Source organism: Geobacillus thermodenitrificans subsp. thermodenitrificans DSM 465, assembly GCF_000496575.1.
Taxonomy (GTDB): Bacteria; Bacillota; Bacilli; order Bacillales; family Anoxybacillaceae; genus Geobacillus; species Geobacillus thermodenitrificans.
The window spans coordinates 29,936-46,640 of the sequence record NZ_AYKT01000022.1; the positions used below are offsets into that span (position 1 = coordinate 29,936).

Genomic DNA, 16,705 nt, shown 5'->3' on the forward strand with positions numbered 1-16,705 from the left:
GGAATGTTATGAATGATGTTTGTCGACTGCTCGGTCTTCGTTATCCGATCATCCAAGGGGGGATGGGCAACATCAGCAATGCTGAGCTGGCAAGCGCCGTGTCCGAGGCGGGGGGACTAGGAACGATTGGGGTCGGAACGATGCCACCCGATGAGGTGGAGACGCTGATTGTCGAAACGAAACATCGGACAAGCCGACCGTTTGCGGTGAACATTCCGTTGCAAGTGACACCGCACGCTGCCGAAATGGCCGAGCTTGTCATCAAACATCAAGTGCCTGTTGTTTCCCTTTCTGCCGGTAACCCTGCGCCATGGATTCCACAGTTTGCCGCACACGGCATCAAAGTTATGGTTGTTACTGCATCGGTCAACCAAGCGAAAAAGGCGGAGGCAGCTGGAGCGGATATCGTCGTTGCCGAAGGGTATGAAGCGGCAGGGATCAACTCACCGCTCGAGTTGACAACGATGACGCTTATTCCACAAATTGTCAGCGCTGTTCGCATTCCTGTCATCGCCGCCGGCGGCATTGGTGATGGGCGTGGTTTGCTCGCTGCGATGGCTCTCGGCGCCCAAGGGGTGCAGCTAGGCACAAGGCTTGTAGCAACGAAAGAAGCTCCGTTTCATGAAGCGTATAAACAGGAACTTATCAAAGCGAAAGACAACGAAACGGTCATCGTCGGTCGTTCGGTCGGGCGCGTCCGCCGCATTATGCGCACGCCGTATGCTGAGAAGCTGCTTGAATATGAGCGGCAAGGCATGCTGCCTGAGCAATTCCAAGAATATACGTCTGAAGAACGCCATCGCCGTGGCGCGCTCTCTGGGGATTTTCAGGAAGGGTTTATCAATGCTGGACAAATCGCCGGCCTCATCGATGATGTGCCAACCGTCGCTGAGTTGTTTGAACAAATGATGACCGAAGCAAAAGCACAATGGCGCTCATTATCCGCTATATTTTCCTGATATTAAAAAGACGCCTGTCAAACGGCGTCTTTTTTTGACGAAAGAAAATGGTTGGGAAGGGGGTTGACACTTATAACCACCATAGTTACTATTGAAATAGTATAACGATTTTTTAACGTTTGCATATTTTTTGTTATATTAACTTGAAAACGCTTTCAAGCGGTAAAGCAAAGGGGAGAGGAAGCGATGAATGTCATGTTGTCATCAGAAAGGGCACAGAGCTTCGACTTATTTGAACAAATGCGTGAGCATGAACAAATTGTGTTTTGCCATGATGAAGCGACCGGGCTGAACGCGATCATCGCCATTCATAGCACGGCGCTTGGACCGGCGCTTGGCGGCTGTCGGATGCATCCGTATGCGACAACGGAAGAGGCGTTAGCGGATGTGCTTCGACTATCCAAAGGGATGACGTATAAATGCTTGGCTGCCGATGTCGACTTTGGCGGCGGCAAAGCGGTGATCATCGGTGATCCGCGCAAAGACAAATCACCGGAATTGTTTCGGGCTTTCGGTCAGTTCGTTGAGTCGCTAGGTGGGCGCTTTTACACCGGCACTGATATGGGGACGACACCGGATGATTTCGTGCATGCGCTGAAGGAGACAAACTGCATTGTTGGCGTCCCCGAAGCGTATGGAGGAAGCGGCGACTCATCGGTGCCGACTGCCGCCGGTGTCATTTACGGTATCCAGGCGACGAACTATGTTGCGTTTGGCAACAAAAATTTGCATGGAAAAACATACGCGGTGCAAGGGCTTGGGAAAGTGGGAAAAAAAGTGGCGTTTCGCTTACTTGAAGAAGGGGCTGATCTGTATGTATGCGATTTGAACGAAGCGGCGGTTGAAGAGGTGGTGGCGTATGGGAAACAAATCGGAGCGTTAGTAAAACCTGTCAATGGGACGGAGATTTATCGCGTCAATGCTGATGTGTTTGTCCCGTGTGCATTTGGCGGTGTCATAAACGATGAAACAGCCGCCAGCCTGCGGGTAAAAGCGGTCGTCGGGTCAGCGAACAACCAGCTGGTCGACAAACGCCATGCCCGTATGTTGAAAGAAAGAGGCATTGTATATGCTCCCGATTACATTGTCAACGCCGGCGGGCTGATTCAGGTGGCCGATGAACTGTACGGAGCGAACAAAGAGCGAGTGTTGGCGAAAACGAAAGCGATTTATGATACACTGATCGCCATTTATACACGAGCTGAATCGGAAGGGATAACGACGATGGACGCCGCCGATCAATTTTGTGAAGAGCGGCTCGAAAAGCGTAAACAACGCAATCATTTCTTTGCGCATCAAAAACGGCCGAAGTGGGATATCCGTCGTTAGGAGAGGAGAAAACGGATCGGAAAGAGTCGCTTTCATACCTAAAAATGAACGAATTTTCATGCAGCTATACCGGGGGCATGCCCACTTTTTATAGAGATCTTTTGCAGAAAATTCAGTAATAAAAAGCTACCAATCTAGCCAATGGCTATTCAAGGAGAAGGGGGAATATGGATGAAACAGACGATCAAACGTTTCGGTGTACCGATCCTTTTCAGCATATTGGTACTCTCGGGGTGTAAAGGAGAAGAACAGAGTGCAACAAGTGGCATGAAAGAGAACGGAAAGGGGGAGAAAACAGTTACTATTGGTGTCACGCAAATTATTCAACATCCATCATTGGATGCTGCCTTCGACGGATTTAAGGAGGCGTTAGAAGACGGGGGATTTAAAGAGGGAGAAAATGTTCAGTACAATATCCAAAATGCCCAAGGAGACATGAACAATAGTCAAACGATCGCCAATAATTTTGTATCGGATGGGGTTGACTTGATTTTCGCCAATTCGACTCCGAGTGCCCAAAGTGCGCTCAATGCAACAAAGGACATTCCGATCGTGTTTACATCTGTTACAGATCCGGTCGGTGCCAGTCTAGTCCCATCAATGGATCAAGCGGGGGACAACATTACCGGAACAACCGATAGTCATCCCGATGCGATTCGAAAAACAATTCAATTTATTGATGAGCAAACGGAAGCTAAAACAGTGGGACTCATTTATAACGCAGGCGAACAAAACTCTTTGGCCCAAATTGAAAAAGTGAAAGAGGCTGCAAAACAAACGGATTTGAAGCTGGTAGAAGCGTCTGTTTCGACAACAGCAGAGGTGAAGCAGGCAGCCGAGTCGTTAGTAGGCAAAGCAGATGTGTTTTATATCGTAACAGATAATACGGTTGTATCTGCCATTGAGTCAGTTGTAAGCGTTGCCAATGAGAAAAAAATCCCTGTTTTTACCGGGGAGCTTGATTCATTAAAACGAGGCTGCTTTGCGGCGTACGGGTTTGACTACTATGATATCGGCTATCAAGCTGGTGAAATGGCGGTAGCGATTTTAAAAGGGGAAGCAAAACCAGCGGAAATCAAACCGGAATATCCAAAAAAATTAAAACTTGTAATCAATAAGCAAGCGGCGGAAAAACAAGGGATCAAACTGAAGCCCGAATGGGATCAAATGGCCGAATACATCGAATAAACCAATTCGAAAGGATGACCGCTCTTGTTGACAGCAATTACTGGTGCGATCGAATCAGGAATTATTTATGCCATTATGGCGTTAGGGGTGTATTTGTCGTTCCGTATTTTGGATTTTCCCGATTTAACAGTGGATGGTAGCTTTGTGACAGGTGCGGCGGTGGCGGCAACGCTGATTGTCAGCGGTGTTCATCCGTTGGTGGCAACATGTCTGGCCCTTTTCGTAGGATTCATTGCCGGATGCATGACCGGGCTTCTTCATACGATGGGGAAAATCAACTCACTTTTATCGGGAATTTTAATGATGATCGCGCTGTATTCGATCAATCTTCGCATCATGGGACGTTCGAATGTACCGCTTCTCAATCAAGAAACGATCTTTACGAACGTTCAAGAATGGGGGACGAAAATCGGCCTTGAACCGGCTGTGGCGAAAACATGGGGAATTCTTCTGTCGATGACATTGCTTGTGCTGCTGTTTAAATGGTTCACCGATTGGTTTTTGCAGACAGAAATTGGGCTCGCCATTCGGGCCACTGGCGATAACCCACGCATGATTCGCAGCTTTTCGGCAAATACGAATTTGCTTATTGTGTTGGGATTAGGCCTTTCCAATGCCATGGTGGCGTTCTCAGGTGCGCTCATTGCCCAATACGGCGCTTTTGCCGATGTCGGCATGGGGATCGGCATGATTATTATTGGCCTTGCTTCCGTCATTATCGGTGAAGCGATATTTGGAACAAAAACGATCGCGCGCGCCACATTCGCTGTGATCGGCGGGGCGATCATTTACCGGATTGTAGTGAGCCTTGCATTGCGTGCGCAATTTTTAGAAACGGGAGATGTGAAGCTCATTACGGCATGCATCGTTATTTTGGCCCTTGTTGTTCCGCAAATGGTGCGGCACCAACGGGAGAAAAAGTACAAAGAGGAAAAAAGGCGAGAGCGGGCACAAGCCTTTGTGGCTGCTGCTGCCGAAAGGGGTGAAGGGGATGTTGCAGTTAAAAGGAATTTATAAGATATTTCATGAAGGAACTCCGGATGAAAAAATAGCGCTTCAAAATATTAACTTAACGCTGCAAAAGGGCGATTTTGTCACCATTATCGGCAGCAACGGAGCGGGCAAGTCGACGTTGATGAATTTGATTTCCGGAGTGCTGTTTCCTGATGAAGGAACGATTTCTATTAACGGTCAAGATGTCACCATGATGCCAGAATATGTTCGTTCCCGCTATATCGGAAGGGTGTTTCAAGATCCGATGGCGGGAACAGCGCCGAACATGACGATTGAGGAGAATTTGGCGATGGCGTATGCGCGTCGTCAAAAGCGCACACTTCGCCGCGGAGTGACGAAAAAGCGGCGCGATGACTTTCGAGAAGCGCTCTCTACGCTCCACCTTGGTTTAGAAAACCGTCTTCAAACGAAAGTCGGCTTGCTTTCAGGCGGCGAGCGACAGGCGTTGTCGTTGCTGATGGCGACATTTACTGAACCGGACATTTTGTTGCTTGATGAACATACAGCAGCACTTGACCCAGCAAGGGCGGAGCTGGTGACTCACTTAACTAAAGAGATTGTTGCGCGCTATCAATTAACCACATTGATGGTTACTCATCATATGCAACAAGCCATCGATTTAGGAAACCGTCTCATCATGATGGATAAAGGACAGATCATTTTAGAGGTAGATGAACATGAAAAGAAAAGCTTAACAGTAGAAAAACTATTGGCGGAATTCCGACGCATCCGTGGGGAACAACTAGCGAGTGATCGGGCGGTATTGAGCTAATCGAGCGGTCAGATGCTTATACAATGAGCCAATCATGGAGAGGAGGAATGTTATGGAACGGGACTTTCCGATTTGGCAAGTATTGAATGAAGAAGGAACAGTAGTGCAGCCCGAGTATCGCGAACGAATAACAAAAGAATTGACGATGGTGATGTATCGCCATCTGATTCGTACGAGAACGTTTGATAGAAAATGTGTCAGTCTTCAACGGCAAGGGCGCATCGGCACTTATGTGCCGTACGAAGGGCAAGAGGCATGTCAAGTTGGAAGTGCGCTAGCGCTCAACGATGAGGATTGGATGTTTCCGACTTACCGCGATCACGGGGCGATGATGACGTTTGGCCGGTCTTTAGTGAACACACTTTTGTATTGGAAGGGGCGGACAGAAGGGTGTGTTCCGCCTAAAGGGAAAAAAATCGTTCCGCCGAGCGTTCCGATTGCCACGCAGCTTCCCCATGCGGCGGGAGCAGCGTGTGCTGAGAAATGGAAGGGAACGAAAAATGCCGTCATTGTGTACTTCGGGGATGGAGCGACATCGGAAGGAGATTTTCATGAGGGATTGAATTTTGCGAGCGTTTTCAATGCTCCTGTCGTCTTTTTCAATCAAAACAACCAATATGCGATTTCCGTTCCGATCACCCGCCAGATGAGGTCAAAGACGATTGCACAAAAAGCGTTGGCGTACGACATCCCTGGTGTCCGCATCGATGGAAATGACGTGTTTGCCGTGTATTTTCAAACAGCTGAGGCGCTCGAACGAGCGAGACACGGAGGAGGACCGACGTTAATCGAAGCGGTAACATGGCGCTATGGCGCTCATACGACGTCCGACGATCCGTCAAGATACCGTGACCAAGAAGAGAGCAAGAAACGGCGTGAAACCACTGACCCCATCAAGCGGGTGGAGCGATTGATGCAAAGGGAAGGCTGGTGGAATGAACAATGGGCAAATCAAGTACAGGAAGAAGTCAACGCGGAGATCGAGCAGGCGGTGGCTGAGATGGAGCGCTATCCAAAAGCCAACGCGTCCGACATGTTTGATTACGTATTCGCTGAACCGACGTGGACGATTGCTGAGCAGAAAGAGGCTTATCTTCATTGGAAACGGGTGATGGAAGGATGAGTGTAAAAGTAAGCACAAAATCGCTCACACTCGTGCAGGCGGTCAATGATGCGCTTCGCATCATGTTAAAAGAGCGCGACGATGTCGTTTTGCTCGGGGAAGACGTAGGAAGAAACGGCGGTGTGTTTCGTGCCACCGACGGACTGCTTCAGGAGTTTGGTGAGGAGAGGGTGATTGACACTCCGTTAAGCGAGGCGGGGTTTACAGGTGCAGCGATTGGAATGGCGCTAAATGGCTTTCGTCCTGTTGTCGAAATTCAATTTTTAGGTTTTATTTATCCAGCCTATGAACAAATCATGACCCACGCGGCGCGTATGCGCTCGCGGACGAGGGGGCATTTTACGGTTCCATTGGTGATTCGTGCTCCATATGGCGCAGGCGTGCGAGCTCCGGAAATTCATTCAGACAGCACGGAAGCGCTGTTTACCCATATGCCAGGGGTGAAAGTCGTTTGCCCGTCGTCGCCGTATGACGCCAAAGGGCTGTTGATCGCTGCGATTGAAGATCCAGACCCTGTGCTGTTTTTAGAGCCGATGCGCAACTATCGGGCGTTCCGCGAAGACGTTCCTGAAGGAAAGTATACGGTTGACATCGGCAAAGGAAAAAAACTGCGCGAAGGGGAGGACGTGACGGTCATCGCGTGGGGAGCGATGGTGCCGGTCGCTATGAAGGCGGCAGAAGCCGCAGCGAAAAAGGGAATTGATGCTGATGTCATTGATCTTCGTACACTTTATCCTCTTGACAAAGATATGATCGCCGAGTCAGTGCAAAAGACAGGAAGAACAGTGATTGTTCAAGAAGCGCACGCTACAGGTGGATTGGCCAATGATATTTTGGCTGTCATCAACGATACATCGTTTTTCTATCAAAAAGCACCGGCCGAAAGGGTGACTGGATTTGATGTCCCCGTGCCGTTCTTCGCTCATGAAGATGACTATTTGCCAACGCCGGCGCGTGTTTTGCATGCAATAGAAAAAGTCATGAATGACTCTTAAAGGTTGACGAAATGAAACGTCATGACAGACAGAAAGTAATGCCCGAGCAGACTAGAGGCGGCTCTCAGCAACGTGCTTTCATCCAATCAGCTTTTGTACAGATTTTATGAAGGAGTAGTCTTCGGACGTTTTCCGTTGCACGGAGAGCATCCCCCTTCAACTCGTTGTTTTGTATAAAGGGGGGATGATGCAAACGGAAAACGTCCTTTTTCATTGTTGTTCTTCCTGTTCCATCGCTCCCAAAAAGTCGTCTGTCGTAACTAAACGCCCGCGTGTGAAGTGCGGGCGTTTCATGCTTGTTTCAAGGATCTAAGCTTTGATGGAGACGCGATCGTCATTTATCGGTGTGGACAAAGTGTGAACGGATGAAGAAATGAGAAGGCGAACAGCGGCTTGCTGCTGGCCGGCAAAGGTATTGGAGGGATGACAGCCTCGATGTGGCACTTTCTTCAACATGAGCGTAGGCGGGGATGAAAATTATATTCCGACCATTCATTATTTTTGTCAAAATAGTATTATTCAGATAAAAAGATAGAATCTCATTTTTGTTAAATAAATTATAGTTTTTTACAAAAAGTTTTTTGACAATATAAACATAATAAATTATTATAGTAAAAGAATTGAAGGAGGGGTTTTGATGTCACCAATCGATAAGCGAGAAATCGCTGCCAGCGTTCCCCAGCGAGGCTTTTTCGGCCATCCGAAAGGGCTGTTCACGCTCTTTTTTACAGAATTTTGGGAGCGCTTCTCGTACTATGGCATGAAGGCCATTTTAGTGTATTACATGTATTATGAAGTATCGAAAGGTGGATTAGGACTCGACGAGCATTTGGCGCTTGCGATTACGTCGATTTATGGTGCGCTTGTGTACATGTCGGGCATTATCGGCGGCTGGCTTGCCGACCGGGTGTTCGGAACATCAAAGGCAGTCTTTTATGGCGGCATTCTCATTATGGCCGGTCATATTGCGTTAGCGATCCCGGGTGGGGTGGCGGCGCTGTTTGTGTCGATGGCGCTCATCGTCCTTGGCACAGGGTTATTAAAACCGAACGTCTCCAGCATTGTTGGCGATATGTATCAACCGGGCGATGACCGCCGCGACGCTGGATTCAGCATTTTTTACATGGGCATTAACCTCGGGGCGTTTTTGGCTCCGCTTGTCGTCGGCACGGCCGGCATGAAATACAACTTCCATCTTGGTTTCGGGCTCGCAGCTGTTGGAATGTTTCTTGGGCTTATTGTATTTGTGGCGACAAGAAAGAAAAATCTCGGGTTGGCTGGGACGTATGTACCGAACCCGCTGACGCCAGCTGAAAAGAAAAAAACGACTGTGATCGTTGCGGTTGCAGCGATTGTCATTGCTGTATTGCTTGCTATCTTGATTCCAAACGGTTGGTTTACCATTGAAACGTTTATTTCGCTTGTTGGTATTTTAGGTATCATCATTCCAACTATTTATTTTGTCGTGATGTACCGCAGCCCGAAGACGACGGACGAAGAGCGGTCGCGCGTCATTGCTTACATACCGCTGTTTGTCGCTTCGGCGATGTTTTGGGCCATCCAAGAACAAGGTTCGACCATTTTGGCGAATTATGCCGATAAACGGACACAGTTGGATGTTGCTGGCATTCATCTTTCACCGGCTTGGTTCCAATCGCTGAACCCGTTGTTTATTATCACCTTAGCACCAGTATTCGCTTGGATGTGGGTGAAACTTGGTAAACGGCAGCCGACGATTCCGCAAAAATTTGCTCTTGGTCTTTTGCTTGCTGGCCTGTCGTTTATCGTCATCCTTGTACCAGGTTATTTCAGCGCCGGAGAACTCGTCCATCCGATTTGGCTTGTGTTGAGCTATTTCATCGTCGTGCTCGGTGAGCTTTGTCTGTCGCCAGTCGGCCTGTCGGCAACGACGAAACTCGCCCCTGCGGCGTTTTCGGCGCAAACAATGAGCCTTTGGTTTTTATCGAACGCTGCAGCGCAAGCGATCAACGCCCAACTCGTCCGTTTTTACACGCCGGAAAACGAAACGGCGTATTTTGGCACGATCGGCGGGGCGGCCATCGTATTGAGTCTCATCTTATTCGCGCTAGCGCCAAGCATCCAGCGATTGATGAGAGGAGTTCGTTAATCGCGATTGGATGATGGTTTGTCGTTACTTAGTGAAAAGAATGGAATTCAAAAGCAGGACGCTCTGCGTTAGCAGGGCGTCTTTTTTTACCCTAAAAACTCTTCTCGTAAATCAAAAAATAGGTCTAGACAGTATTTACAATAAACATGCATTTCACGAGGCCGAGCTCGATCCAAAGAAGCCCCCCGCTTACCTACAGTGAGCTGAAAGAAGCTGAGAAAAAGCTGACGAAGAAGGAAACGAAACAGTGCAATACGGATTTTCAATGTTGAACTACGGCGGGTTTTTTGAAGAAATGGTGGCGGTGTAAGGGGGATTGGATGTGAACAGTGATAACGGTCGAAGCGGCGATGCAACGAAGGCAGTGTTTAATAAAGAGGAAGGAAAACGGGTGTTTGAGCTGATCCGCAACATGCACCGGGGCGGCACGTTTTATCACGCCGGTCAAAACTGGGATGATATGCGCGCCGCTTTTCAAGTGGGGAAAGTGGCGATGTACTTGGATTTGTCCGCTGGTGTCAAAACAGTGATCAATCATTCACCGTTTGATGTTGGTGTCTCCTATTTGCCTGTTCCGGATGGGGTCAAACGCCAAGGGGTCAATTATCGGAGGAGTCTCGCTTTGGATGATAAAAGGAAGCAGCGAAGCGGAATAAAAGGCGGCGTGGGAGTTCATGAAATACTTGACAACCGCTCCGGTTCAAGCCGAGTGGCATGTGCGGACGGGTTATTTTGCCATCCACCCGGTAGCCTATGAGGAACCGCTTGTCAAAGATGAATGGCACAGATACCTGCAGTTAAAAGTGACCGTCGATCAACTGCATGGAACAAAATCAACCCCTGCCACCCAAGGGGCGCTCATCACGGTCTTTCCGGAATCGCGGCAACGTATCGTGAAGGCGATGGAACGGTTATACGAAGGAGTTGACGCGCAAGATACCCTCAATAAAGCAGTGGAAGCAACGAGTCGAGCATTGCAAGGGGAGAATTGATGGAATTGACGTATGAGGATGCAAGCAAAGCCACACGGGGCTATCTCGTGTGGCTTTTTGATGAATCGGTTGATTTTCTTTCAGCCCATGAAGCTTTTCTTCCTGTTTGTCCATTCGTTTCTTCTTTATTTTATTTTACTGCCTCTACTTCTTGTCTCATAGTGTCCATATCCCGTTTCTATCTTGCTTCATGTTTTCATGTCTTGTTTCATGGCGTTCATATCTTGCTTCGTCGTCTGTATGCCCTGCTCCATCGCTGCCATATCGTTCGCAATGTTTCGCATAAGGTTGGCTAACTAATGAAGAAGCTGCCTTGTGTGAGTACGCCTTTTTCCATCGGATCGTTTCGGACATTACCCGAGCAGAAAGGGGAGTACAAAGTGTGGAATTAGCGAGGAAATACATACATATTCATTATACCAAAGATAAGGGGGGCATCGCCCGTAAATGGTTCACCATTCATGAGATAAAAAAGAATGACAAAAAAGGAAGACAAGGGAAAATCGTCGAAAAAGTATAAAACTGATCATTTGGTGGCTTAGACGGTCGGGAAAGGGAGGAGCGGGTGTATCATGGGCTGAATTTTCGGCGTTCTGCTTGCATGAGGAAAGACCGATTGGTAGATAGGGGAATGGGGAATGAATGCATTGGTTAGGGGAAGAAATGCAGCACTTATATTGATTTTATCGCTATGTTTATTTTCATGCAGCAATGCCTCTGAGCGTGGCGCTCAAGAGGTGTTAGCGACAGGGAGCGAGGCGACAAAGCCGGTGGCTGCGCATCCGCCGCTGCCCAGTCCAGCTGACAAAGCGGCTATAGCACGTGCCTCACAGGTGAGCATCACGTTAAGTGCAGCGGGCGATGTGACGCTTGGACGCGACGAAAATTACGGTTATATGTATTCGTTTGACGATGAAGCGAAGAAGCATGGCTTGCGCTACTTTACAAAATATATTGAGCCGATCTTCCAAAAAGATGATTTTACGACTGTCAACTTGGAAACGACGCTGACGACTGCGACGCGCAAGGCCAACAAACAATTTCGTTTCCGCGGTGATCCGAGCTATGCGAAAATTTTAACTTATGGCGGCATTGACGCTGTCAACTTGGCCAACAATCATACGTACGATTACTTGCAACAAGGGTATAACGATACGATTGCCAATCTAAAAAAAGAAAAGATCGGCTATTTCGGTCGGACGCTCCGGCTGATGAAAACTGTCAAAGGCATTCAAATTGGAGCGCTTGGCTATGAAGGCTGGAGCGATACAAGTACATTGCGCAAACAAATTGCCGATGACATTCTCGCCTTACGAAACGAAGGAGCCGATCTCGTTCTCATTCATTTCCATTGGGGAGTGGAACGAAGCTATGTGCCAAACAGCACACAAAAAGCGCTCGGCCGCTTTGCGATTGACAGCGGCGCCGATTTAGTTGTCGGCCACCATCCGCACGTCGTTCAAGGAATTGAAGAGTATAAAGGCAAAATGATTGTTTACAGCCTCGGTAACTTTATATTTGGCGGAAACAAAAACCCGAGCGACAAAGATACGTTTGTCTTCCAGCAGACGTTTTATTTCCAAAACGGCGAGCAGACCGAGAAGAAAGAAATTCGCATCATCCCGTTTTGTATTTCGTCGGTGACAACAAGAAACAATTATCAACCGATGCCGCTTACGGGAAAAGAAGCAAACCGAGTGAAAGAGAAAATTATCTCATTGTCGGCAAAAATTAAACCGCCGACATGGACAGCGTACGAAGTGAAGTAAAACGGATGGTCTTCTGTTTCGGCCATCCTTTCACGTTTGGACAAGTTTCCATTTTATAGCTAAGGCGCTCCCAACCGCTATGAAGCTTGCCCCCCCAAGAGAGGCACCATTCGTTGCCGGTTCGTTTTTATCTGCGTGCTTGCGCCTCCTTTTTCCTCTTTTTCACCATACGCCCAAATATCGTTTTCGACTGTTATGCATCTTTTTAGCCAATTCGGGCCGTTCATGTCCGCTAACGTTTTCCACGTATGACTTTCCATCAGCAACGTATATTAACCGTTGAACAGGAGCCGCTAGGCAAAGGAGGTGTATGTGTGATGGATCGCTTATCCCGATGGTTCACTGTTCGGCGCGGTCTATGGAATCAATGGTTCATGCTTCCTAGACGACGGCGAAACAATAACGCTATATGGGCACTTATCAGCTTAGGTTTCGGCGCTGTTGCCGCCGCGATGCTTGGTGCCAAAAGAGGCACGCGTATGGCGCCGATGTCCCGGATGCCTATGCAAAATATGATTCGCAGCTTAAACCGATGGATGGAACGCCGAATGGAAACAGCGCCGCTCGCTACAACAGAATTCGCCCAAGAAACGGCCCCTTGGCAGCCAAGAGATGAGGAGAAAACATAACGATTGTTGTTCTTTTGCTTAATCGGCCGGCAGCACTGTGACTGCCGGCCTTTTCTGTTAGTATGCCCCCGCTTTGGTTTCCTCTCATGTATATTGGCTAAACTAACGCTGTAGGAAGGGATTTTCTACAGCGGTTTGGCGACATAATCGTGAAAGGGAGATGAACGGTGCCAAAACGGATTATTCTGTTGATCATTGATTCATTAATGTATCCCGCCCTAGAAAAAGCAGTGGGCGAAGGAACAGCCCCGGCTTTTCAGTTTTTCATGGAAAAAGGGGCGGTATACCCGAACGTGGTTACTTCGTTCCCGACGATGTCGGTTACGGTCGACAGTTCACTTTTGACCGGGGTGTATGCGGACGTCCACCGGGTGCCTGGACTTGTTTGGTTTCATGACGAGGAAAAACGGTTGATCAACTATGGAAGCCATGTGCGTGAGTTATGGAAACTTGGTCTTTTGCGGGCGATCGATGATATGTTATACCGCTTGAACAACGAACATTTAAGCCAGAGTATCGCGACGATCCACGAGGAGCTAGCAGCCAAAGGAAAGGAAAGCGCCTCGATTAACGTGCTTTTGTATCGCGGAAATACAGATCATCCGCTTCGCCTGCCGGCGCTGCTCACTTTGTTCAAGCCATTTCGCACTAGGCGGAAAACGCATGGCGCTCGCTTGTTTACATACGGATCATTTGCACGGATCGGCCCATCAAAACAGAACGGCCACTTTTGGCAACGGTATGGATTTAACAATCGATTCTCTGCTCAAGAGCTCATTCATCTTATTCGGACAGACCGTTTGCCGCCTTTTACCATTGTTTATTTTCCGGATATGGACAAAATGGTTCATAAGCACGGGCCGATGGATACGAAAGGGATCGCTCAAACGGACAAGCAGCTGCAAGCCATCTTAAACTGTTATCCGAGTTGGGAGGAAGCGCTTCGCGACCAATGTTGGATGATCATCGGAGATAATGGGCAAGCACCGATTCGCGCCGACCGGAACAAAGCGCTCATCGACTTGCGCCGATTGCTTCAGCCGTACAAAGTGATGGCGCTTAAACGCGGAGTGCAAAACGACGACGAACTCGTTCTGGCGGTGAATGAGCGTATGGCTTTTATTTATACGCTTGATCCACAACGTGCTCCATTAGTGAAACTTGCCGAGGTGTTGCAGCAGGACGATCGGATCGATGTCATCGCCTGGTTGGAGGGAAACATAGCGCACGTCATTTCAGGCGTTCGGGGCGGCAAACTCATGTTTCGGCCAGGCGGAGCGCAAATAGACGAGTACGAGCAGCGGTGGGATGTCCAAGGGGAGCTAGGAGTGCTCGATTTGACGATTAGCAGCGGACGCATTTCATACGGTGACTATCCAGACGCGTTGGCTCGGTTGTATAGTTCTTTGACGTCGCACCGAGGGGCGTTTCTGATTGCCAGCGCCGCTCCGGGATTTGAATTTATCGGCGAGGGGTCACCGACCCATGTCGGCGGGGCGAGCCATGGCGCATTGCATCGTCACGATTCGCTCATCCCGATGATCGTCACCGGAACAAATTCAGCACCGAAGCATTTGCGCGTCATTGATTTAAAAGAATGGATTTTGTCGTTGCTTGAAGAGGAAAGTGATGAAACACGCAGATCCAATGGGTGAGAGGCTTGTTGACGCGCCCGAAATACATAAACGAAACGGGAATGATCGAAAGCAGTGGGGACGGTGCGTAGCACCGTCTTATTTTTATGGAAATTTAAACGATCGTCTTCATTTCATAGAAGTGAAAATAAGAAATTCATACAGTGAACGGCAGTGTAACGTTAAAAAATTCGTTGTTTCGAACTGAGAAAAACTCATTTTCTGAGCGTGATTGCACATAGATGATAGTGCTGAAAGCAAAAAATTCTGTTTTTTCAGTATGAATTATTGACAAAGCATTGTTGGTTTATATAGTATTATGTTAAATATACGATATTAAATAAAACATAATAAAACGAAAGAGGTGTCTGACGGATGCCGGCACGTAAGGAGGTACGCTGTTCATTTTGCGGTTCGGTGAATGTGGTGCCATTATCGATGTTTGGAACCGCTCAGCTTGTGTCGCAATATTATTGCCATCGATGCAAAAGTGTGTTTGAACGGGTAAGATGGAGAAACGATGACAAGGGGAAAGGGGAGGCCATTCATGAAGATTAAGAGACATTATCCGTTGTTCATTAATGGCCAGCATGTCGAAAGCAGCAACGGCGAAGTGTTTGAGGTGATCAATCCGGCGACAGAAGAAGTGATCGCGACGGTCGCCAAGGCGACAAAAGCGGACGTAGACCGGGCTGTCGAAGCGGCGCGCGTGGCGTTTGAATCGGGAAAATGGCCGAAAATGACGGCTGCGAAACGGGGACGCTTGCTGAATCAAATCGCCAGCCTTATGAGAGAGCGATTCGACGATTTCGTGTACGCGGAAGTGCTAAATAGCGGCAAAACCGTCGATGCAGCGAAAGGGCAAATTTTGCAGGCGATTGAGGATTTTGAATTTTACGCGGCCGCGGCGATCACGCTGCAAGGGGATACCAACCAAGTTCCAAACGGATTTTTCAACTATACAGTGAAAGAGCCGGTTGGCGTATGCGGCCAAATTATCCCGTGGAACTATCCGTTGATGATGGCGGCTTGGAAGGTGGCCCCAGCACTGGCGGCAGGATGTACAGTCGTGTTAAAGCCGGCCAGTTACACGCCGATCACTGCTTACATGTTGGCGGAAATTTGCCAAGAAGCTGGGGTTCCTGATGGGGTTGTTAACGTGATTACGGGAAGCGGTTCCGAAATCGGTCCGTATATGATCGAACACCCGGGGATTGATAAAGTGGCTTTCACCGGGGAGACGGAAACCGGCAAAGACATTATGCGCCGCGCCTCTGGCACGTTGAAGCGGGTGACGCTCGAACTCGGCGGGAAATCCCCAAATATCGTGTTTGACGATTGTGATATAGAAGCGGCTGTCAATGGTTCACTTTACGGCATTTTTTACAATACGGGGCAATCGTGCGAAGCTCGCTCACGGCTATTTGTACACGAAGCCATTTACGATGAGTTTATGGAGAAATTTCTTGAAAAAGCTTCCCGCATCCGCGTCGGTAACCCGTTTGAAAAAGGGGTACATATGGGAGCGGTCATTTCGCGAAGCCATCAGCAAGTAATTGACAGCTATGTGAAGCTGGCAGTAGAAGAAGGCGGCGAGGTTTTGTACGGGGGAAAAATTCCCGAAGGTGAAGAGTTCGAGAAAGGCTACTGGTATATGCCGACAGTGATCGGAAACGTCAAAAATGACATGCGCGTGGCACAGGAAGAAATTTTCGGGCCGGTCGTTGTCGTCATGAAGTTTCGCGACGAAGAAGAGGTCATTCAACAAGCGAACGAGACGATTTTCGGCTTAGGGTCGGCTGTATGGACGAAAGACCACGGAAGAGCCCATCGCGTCGCTTCGCGCATCCGAGCTGGAATTGTCATGGTGAACTCGCCGATTTCCGCTTTCCCAGGTACGCCATTTGGCGGGTACAAACAGTCGGGATTTGGCCGTGAGCTGGCGCTTGAAACGTTAAATTTGTACACCGAAACGAAAAGTGTCGTCTCTTATATCGGCAGCAAGCCATTGAACTTGTTTGGCATTTAACAAGACAGCCTGTAGGTGAATATCACCGTAGCTATGGTAAGCAGTGCTTAACATATATCATTCTATTATTTATGGAGGGATGAAAATGGCGAATGTCCTAACAGTGGAGAAAAAATATTTGACGGTCGTTAAAGAAGAGGGGAT

The 16,705-nt window shown here is 48.5% G+C and carries 14 protein-coding genes and 1 pseudogene; all 15 read left to right on the forward strand.

Annotation, left to right across the window (positions count from 1 at the left end; translation table 11 throughout):
- Window positions 1-8 precede the first annotated feature (8 nt).
- Window positions 9-959 (forward strand): NAD(P)H-dependent flavin oxidoreductase, encoded by a 951-nt coding sequence (locus DSM465_RS0116200; protein ID WP_029761803.1) that lies wholly within the window; start codon window positions 9-11, stop codon window positions 957-959.
- 186 nt (window positions 960-1,145) lie between these two features.
- Window positions 1,146-2,288 (forward strand): Glu/Leu/Phe/Val dehydrogenase dimerization domain-containing protein, encoded by a 1,143-nt coding sequence (locus tag DSM465_RS0116205; RefSeq protein WP_029761805.1) that lies wholly within the window; start codon window positions 1,146-1,148, stop codon window positions 2,286-2,288.
- Between the two features lie 171 nt (window positions 2,289-2,459).
- Entirely contained in the window at window positions 2,460-3,476 is a 1,017-nt protein-coding gene (locus DSM465_RS0116210; RefSeq protein WP_029761806.1) for an ABC transporter substrate-binding protein, read from the forward strand.
- Window positions 3,477-3,500: 24 nt separating this feature from the next.
- Window positions 3,501-4,493 (forward strand): ABC transporter permease, encoded by a 993-nt coding sequence (locus DSM465_RS0116215; protein ID WP_008880613.1) that lies wholly within the window; start codon window positions 3,501-3,503, stop codon window positions 4,491-4,493.
- The gene (locus DSM465_RS0116220; RefSeq protein WP_011887592.1) at window positions 4,468-5,262 is read left to right on the forward strand and encodes an ABC transporter ATP-binding protein; all 795 of its coding nucleotides are present in this window, start codon (window positions 4,468-4,470) and stop codon (window positions 5,260-5,262) included. Before DSM465_RS0116215 ends, DSM465_RS0116220 begins: the two co-directional genes overlap by 26 nt.
- Window positions 5,263-5,314: 52 nt before the next feature.
- On the forward strand, window positions 5,315-6,385 hold the full coding sequence (gene pdhA, locus DSM465_RS0116225) for a pyruvate dehydrogenase (acetyl-transferring) E1 component subunit alpha (RefSeq protein WP_029761807.1): 1,071 nt from the start codon (window positions 5,315-5,317) through the stop codon (window positions 6,383-6,385).
- Window positions 6,382-7,380: an alpha-ketoacid dehydrogenase subunit beta gene (locus tag DSM465_RS0116230; RefSeq protein WP_011887591.1), complete on the forward strand. Its 999-nt coding sequence runs from the start codon at window positions 6,382-6,384 to the stop codon at window positions 7,378-7,380. The genes pdhA and DSM465_RS0116230 overlap by 4 nt, the downstream gene beginning before the upstream one ends.
- Before the next feature lie 637 nt (window positions 7,381-8,017).
- Complete coding sequence (locus DSM465_RS0116240) at window positions 8,018-9,508, forward strand: peptide MFS transporter (protein ID WP_029761808.1); 1,491 nt, start codon at window positions 8,018-8,020, stop codon at window positions 9,506-9,508.
- A 133-nt stretch (window positions 9,509-9,641) separates the two neighbouring features.
- A pseudogene (locus DSM465_RS20330) lies at window positions 9,642-10,500 on the forward strand (extracellular solute-binding protein); the annotation flags it as partial.
- Entirely contained in the window at window positions 10,500-10,796 is a 297-nt protein-coding gene (locus DSM465_RS19135; RefSeq protein WP_008880623.1) for a hypothetical protein, read from the forward strand. The pseudogene DSM465_RS20330 and the gene DSM465_RS19135, both read left to right, overlap by 1 nt.
- Before the next feature lie 342 nt (window positions 10,797-11,138).
- Window positions 11,139-12,269, forward strand: a complete 1,131-nt coding sequence (locus DSM465_RS0116255) for a CapA family protein (protein WP_008880625.1) — start codon at window positions 11,139-11,141, stop codon at window positions 12,267-12,269.
- A 317-nt stretch (window positions 12,270-12,586) separates the two neighbouring features.
- A complete protein-coding gene (locus DSM465_RS0116260; protein WP_008880626.1) occupies window positions 12,587-12,898 on the forward strand; it encodes a hypothetical protein in 312 nt (103 codons plus the stop codon).
- Window positions 12,899-13,065: 167 nt separating this feature from the next.
- Entirely contained in the window at window positions 13,066-14,553 is a 1,488-nt protein-coding gene (locus tag DSM465_RS0116265; protein WP_008880627.1) for an alkaline phosphatase family protein, read from the forward strand.
- A gap of 354 nt (window positions 14,554-14,907) precedes the next feature.
- Entirely contained in the window at window positions 14,908-15,090 is a 183-nt protein-coding gene (locus DSM465_RS0116270; protein ID WP_008880628.1) for a PaaD-like zinc ribbon domain-containing protein, read from the forward strand.
- Window positions 15,080-16,561: an aldehyde dehydrogenase family protein gene (locus DSM465_RS0116275; protein ID WP_230459216.1), complete on the forward strand. Its 1,482-nt coding sequence runs from the start codon at window positions 15,080-15,082 to the stop codon at window positions 16,559-16,561. The genes DSM465_RS0116270 and DSM465_RS0116275 overlap by 11 nt, the downstream gene beginning before the upstream one ends.
- Window positions 16,562-16,705 lie beyond the last annotated feature (144 nt).